We start from the raw sequence: 4193 nt of genomic DNA, 5'->3' as shown, positions 1-4193 counted from the left end.
GCGCCCTTCTCAGGGAGGGCGCCCCCGACGTCGTACAAGCACACGATCAGAAGAAACGTATAGCCATGATCAGAAAAAGACCGATCGCCGCTGCACCAACAGCTTGTACAGCGTGTGCTGGATCTGCTCCCGCACCTGATCCGTCAGGTTGAACATCAGCATCGGATCCTCCGCCGCCTCCGGCGGATAGCCGTCCGTGCGGATCGGCTCACCGAACTGGATCGTCCACTTCGTGGGAAGCGGGACCGCGCCGAGCGGGCCCAGCCACGGGAAGGTCGGAGTGATCGGGAAGTACGGGATCCCCAGGACACGCGCCAGGGTCTTCGCGTTGCCGATCATCGGGTAGATCTCCTCCGCGCCGACGATCGAGCACGGGATGATCGGGGCGCCCTGGCTCAGGGCCGTGGAGACGAAGCCGCCACGGCCGAAGCGCTGGAGCTTGTACCGCTCGCTGAACGGCTTGCCGATGCCCTTGAATCCCTCGGGCATCACACCGACCAGTTCACCGCGCTCCAGCAGCCGTTCGGCGTCCTCGGCGCAGGCCAGCGTGTGCCCGGCCTTGCGGGCCAGCTCGTTGACGACCGGCAGCATGAAGACCAGGTCGGCCGCCAGGAGACGGAGATGCCGGCCCGCGGGGTGATTGTCGTGGACGCCCACCTGCATCATCAGGCCGTCCAGCGGCAGCGTCCCGGAGTGGTTGGCGACGATCAGCGCCCCGCCCTCGGAAGGGATGTTCTCGATGCCCTTCACCTCGACGCGGAAGTACTTCTCGTAGAGCGGGCGGAACAGGGACATCAGAACCTGGTCGGTGAGTTCGGCGTCGTAACCGAACTCGTCGACCTCGTAGTCGCCCGTGAGCCGTCGGCGCAGGAAGGCCAGGCCCCCGGCGATGCGCCGCTCCAGACCACCGCTCTCCTGCGGCTCCTGGGGCGGCTGTTCCTCACGTGTCACAGGAACATCATCTCGCCGTGCGGCCCGGCTCGGCAGGGGTTGGACCTCACGTACCACCACGGGCTCGCCCGTGCGCCGGCTCCCTGTGCTCCGGCGGCGCGGCGGGCGCTGCACCGCACCCCCGCGGGACCGGTCGTCGTCGAACGGAATGACCTTGGCGTCCGCCATCGTTGATGCGCTCCTCAGTTGGCGCTCTGCGTCGGGGGCTGACCGCCGCCCAGGTAAGACAGCGCGGCGATCCGGTCGACGGCTGCCGCGACGGCCTCGGGGGGCAGGAGTCCGGGCCCCCGGCTGTGGGCGAAGTCCGCGAAGGTCTCCGCCGTCGTGTACTTCGGCCGGAATCCGAGCGTCTCGCGCATCTGCTTCGTCGCCACGACCCGGCCGTGCGTCAACAGCCGCAGCTGCTCCGGCGAGAAGTCCGTCACGCCCAGGGTACGCACGGCCGTGCCCGCCCAGGACAGCGCGGGCAGCAGCAGCGGCACCGTGGGACGGCCCAGACGCCGCGAGCACTGCGAGAGCAACAGGAGGCCGTCGCCCGCGATGTTGAACGTGCCGCTGTTGAGCGTCCCGCGCTCCGGCTCGTGCGAGGCGATCCGCAGGACCTCGATCACGTCGTCCTCGTGCACGAACTGCAGCCGCGGGTCGTAGCCGAACACGGTCGGCAGCACCGGCAGCGAGAAGTACGAGGCGAGCGGTGAATCCGCGCTCGGCCCCAGGATGTTCGCGAACCGCAGCACACACACGGCAACGTCGGGCCGCCGGCGCGCGAATCCCCGTACGTACCCCTCGACCTCCACCGTGTCCTTCGCGAAGCCGCCGCTGGGCAGCGACTTGGGCGGGGTGGTCTCGGTGAACACGGCCGGATCGCGCGGCGCGGACCCGTACACGTTCGTACTGGACTTCACGACCAGCCGCTTGACGGTGGGGGACTTCTGGCAGGCGCCCAGGAGCTGCATGGTGCCGATGACGTTGGTCTCCTTGACCGTGGTCCGGCTGCCGCTGCCCAGCGCGGTGCCCGTCACATCCATGTGCACGACCGTGTCGGCGTTCGTCTCGGCGAGCACGCGCGCGATGGTCGGGTGCCGGATGTCGGCCTGGATGAAGTCGGCACCGCCCAGATGATGCTCGGGCGGGACCGCGTCCACGGCGATCACCCGGTCCACCTGTGGGTCACGCTGGATCCGCCGTACGAACCGGCCGCCCAGTCGGCGGGCAACTCCGGTCACGAGCACGACCTTCCCCAAGATCAGCGCCTTCCCTTCCCGAATGCGGATGTAGCTCTGCTCGGCTCTGTTCGTACTCTGCCGTGTTCCCCGTGTACGGCCAACCTAGCGGGTTGGTGTTGCGCTGTGATGACCGCCCGATGCACGAAGTGACGACATCCACAAACGTGCGATCGGACCAAGCCATTCGGCGCACCCGAATCGGTTCGCGGCCCGCGCAGGCTTTCCATGACGGATTTGCGCGACGGATATGCACAACCGGATATGCCTGTGGCCCCCCACCAGTTGGTGAGGGGCCACAGTACGCGCTTCTTGCGGCGTCGCTTACTTCTTGTTGCGACGCTGAACGCGAGTGCGCTTGAGCAGCTTGCGGTGCTTCTTCTTCGCCATCCGCTTGCGCCGCTTCTTGATAACAGAGCCCACGACTACCCTCGCTCACTTCTCTTTACTCGCTGCTGGGCTGCATGGGCCCACACGACTATGAGGGGCCAGACTACCCGTCCGAGCGCTGAGGTCGTAATCGAGGTGATCCGGGAGATCTCCGGGCGATCGGCGGGTGATCCCGGAGGATCTCCCGCAGCCGCCCGGACGGTCTCCCGGACCGCCGTCAGGCTGTCTCCACCCCCACGTAACTCTCGCGGAGGTACTCGTGAACAGCTTGCTCCGGCACCCGGAAGGACCTCCCCACCCGGATCGCCGGCAGATGACCGCTGTGCACCAAGCGGTACACGGTCATCTTCGACACTCGCATCACCGAGGCGACTTCCGCCACGGTCAGGAACTGAACCTCGTTCAGAGGCCTCTCGCCAGCTGCAGCCATGACACACCTGAACCTTCCGCACTCGACGGTCACCGGCTTCCCCTTCCGGTGACACTTCGTCGTTGCGTGCTCACTCCCCAGAGTAGGGGCGGGTGATGCGAGTGGGGAAGAGGAGCTGCGATCGGCCGCCTACTGTGACAGACACGCTCGATTGAGTACATAGCGAGTAAGCGGTCGGTAGTAATCAGACCGCACAGCGTCATCAAGCGGAACGACGACGGACACCCGCCCCTCTGCCTCCCCGACGAAGAGCGCAGGATCGTCCGTATCCGCCAGCCCCATCGCCTCGAACCCCAGCTGACCTGCTCCGCAGACCCATCCATGGTCCCCGATCACCAGCTCCGGGAGCGGTCCGCCGGCCTCCGCCGCGGCGGCCAGAACGGTACGAACCGGCAGGGGTGAGTGGGTGTGTGCGCCGGTCGCACTACCGGGGGCCCGCACGCCGGGTTCGCGTACCAGCGCGACTCCTTGTACGTAGTCAAGGTTGTACGTGCGTAGACCGAACCGGGTCGTTATGTCGACACAGTGACCCTGCGCTGGGGTGAGGACAGTACATCCCGCCGCCGACAGGGCGTCCGCGAGCGCGGCGTAGAAACCGATCAGTCGATGCGGATGGCCGGTGCCGAGAAGCACGGGTTCGCGCCTGCGAGCCGCCTCTCCGAGCCTCGTCGCGAAGGCGTCGAGGGCGACCAGGGTCCGCTCAGGATCGATCACATCATGCCCCGAAGTGTGCGCCGGGTCCGCGGAAACCCCGCACTTGTCCGCCATCAACTCGATCAAGTCCCGCTGCCGCCACGTCCATTCGGGATCAAGCCCAAGCAGGACGCGCGGATCACGAGCGGCGAAGAGTCGATAACTACGCAGACTCTCCTCACGCGAGGTGGCCACAGGCCCGGCCAACCGGGCGGCCAACAGGTGTGCACGCAAAGCTCCGGTGCTCAACACGTCAGCGATGCTGACGCATTTGCCGGGTGTTCACCCCGAAAATCCCGAAAACGCCGCACAGTTGGCGTAACGGACGAGTAATCCGGCCCGGCGGGTGCCAGAGCTCTTCCGGCCCGTCCGGCGCTTGAGGACGAGGGTCACCGTCCCCATCCCCCACCCGCGGGGCGATGTTTTCAGCCCGTCCGGCGTTTGAGGACGGGGCCGTTCAGGCCGACAGCGGGGGTCTGGGGGCGGCAGCCCCCAGGAACAAGGGA

At 67.2% G+C, this 4193-nt stretch carries 5 protein-coding genes; all 5 read right to left on the bottom strand.

The features are described 5' to 3' along the window. Positions 1 to 69 precede the first annotated feature (69 nt). Positions 70 to 1119 carry a lysophospholipid acyltransferase family protein gene (locus ACFWP7_RS42385; protein WP_384393933.1) on the bottom strand — a complete coding sequence of 350 codons (1050 nt, stop codon included), beginning with the start codon at positions 1117 to 1119 and terminating at the stop codon, positions 70 to 72. Between the two features lie 14 nt (positions 1120 to 1133). Next, entirely contained in the window at positions 1134 to 2195 is a 1062-nt protein-coding gene (locus tag ACFWP7_RS42380) for an NAD-dependent epimerase/dehydratase family protein (protein ID WP_384393930.1), read from the bottom strand. 303 nt (positions 2196 to 2498) lie between these two features. Continuing rightward, positions 2499 to 2597 carry a 30S ribosomal protein bS22 gene (locus tag ACFWP7_RS42375; protein WP_003948845.1) on the bottom strand — a complete coding sequence of 33 codons (99 nt, stop codon included), beginning with the start codon at positions 2595 to 2597 and terminating at the stop codon, positions 2499 to 2501. Positions 2598 to 2781: 184 nt separating this feature from the next. Beyond that, positions 2782 to 2994 carry a helix-turn-helix domain-containing protein gene (locus ACFWP7_RS42370; RefSeq protein WP_004984898.1) on the bottom strand — a complete coding sequence of 71 codons (213 nt, stop codon included), beginning with the start codon at positions 2992 to 2994 and terminating at the stop codon, positions 2782 to 2784. A gap of 129 nt (positions 2995 to 3123) precedes the next feature. Next, positions 3124 to 3939 carry a phosphatase gene (locus ACFWP7_RS42365; RefSeq protein WP_384393927.1) on the bottom strand — a complete coding sequence of 272 codons (816 nt, stop codon included), beginning with the start codon at positions 3937 to 3939 and terminating at the stop codon, positions 3124 to 3126. Positions 3940 to 4193: the final 254 nt, after the last annotated feature.

Origin of the sequence: Streptomyces sp. NPDC058470 (assembly GCF_042721055.1) — a bacterium.
Classification (GTDB): Bacteria; Actinomycetota; Actinomycetes; order Streptomycetales; family Streptomycetaceae; genus Streptomyces.
Note: the sequence above shows the minus strand (reverse complement) of the source record. Positions and strands in the feature narration are given on the sequence as shown.